This window comes from Sphingomonas flavida, from assembly GCF_036663655.1.
Taxonomy (GTDB): Bacteria; Pseudomonadota; Alphaproteobacteria; order Sphingomonadales; family Sphingomonadaceae; genus Sphingomonas.
The window spans coordinates 1-1,227 of the sequence record NZ_JAXOJH010000050.1; the positions used below are offsets into that span (position 1 = coordinate 1).

Annotated in this window: 1 pseudogene; it reads right to left on the minus strand. The window is 66.7% G+C overall.

Annotation, left to right across the window (positions count from 1 at the left end):
- Window positions 1–11: 11 nt before the first annotated feature.
- Window positions 12–1,227, minus strand: a pseudogene (locus U1703_RS18825) (IS3 family transposase); the annotation flags it as partial.

Sequence of the window (1,227 nt, forward strand, 5' to 3'; positions counted from 1 at the left end):
ACCGGACGGATTCAAGCGGTTGCAGAAACCAGTGCGCGATGTTCGCGCGGTGAACGCATTTTGAGCCCTGAATGGGGGTGGTTGTCGTTGTAGTCCTCGATCCATCCGGCCAGCGATGTCAACGCGGTGGGAGCATCAGGCAGCGGCGAGACGCGGACGTAATCGCGCTTGAGGGTATGAACGAAGGCCTCCGAGGCGGGCTGCGGACGGGCGTGAAGCAGGGTTTGAGGCCCAGCTGCCGGGCAAAGGTGCGTGTTTCGCGGGCGGTATAGGCCGAGCCGTTATCGGACAGCATCTCGACCGGCACGGGCGCGCGCATACCGCCGAAGCGGGTTTCCACGGCTTCCAGCATGATGTCGCGCACGTCCGAGCCGCTGATGCCCGCATTGGCGACGGCGCGCCAGGCGATGATCTCGCGGTCATGGGCGTCGATGATGAAGGCGCCGCGCACGACCTCGCCGTTCCAGCAGGTGAACTCAAAGCCGTCCGAGCACCAGCGCAGGTTCGAGCGGATCGCCACCACGACGCCGTCATGGCCGTAGTCGGCCCGCTCGGTATAGCGCCGCGCCAGCAGCAGGCGGTCCGCGGCCATGATGCGATAGACGCGCTTGTGGTTGACCGGCGCCGATCCTTCGGCGCGAAGCTGTCGATTGAGGACCGCCGCGATGCGGCGGTAGCCGTAGGTGGGCCGCTGCGCGGCAATCTGGTGAATACGAGGCAGCAGGTCCGCGTCGTCGGCCTTGGCGTACGGCCCGCGCGTCCGAGTGCGGCCGGTCAGGCGGTCGTACACCGTCGAGCGCCCGACCCCGATCGTCTTGGCGACCAGGCTCACCGGATAGTCTCCGGCAACGGCGAGTGCATGAGCAAGCTCGCTTTTTTTGGGCGCGAGCGCTCCAGCGCCTCCTTCAGGATCTCGACCTCCAGCGTCTTGCGGCCGAGCTGGCGCTCCAGTTCGCGGATGCGGGTCTCCATCTCGCGGACCTGGCGATTGCTGGTCACGTCGTCGTCGCGAGCCACCGCGACGCTCCCGCCCTCCAGCATCAGCAGCCGCCAGCGGTACAGCAGGTTCGGCGCCACGCCGTTGCGGCGTGCCACCACCGAGATGCTCTCGCGACCATCGAGCGTCTCCTCGACGATCCTCAGCTTCTCAGGCGTGCTCCAGTGACGGCGACGACCGCCGTCTGTGATGATCTCGGACACGGACATAAGCCTATGCTCAGGGGATAG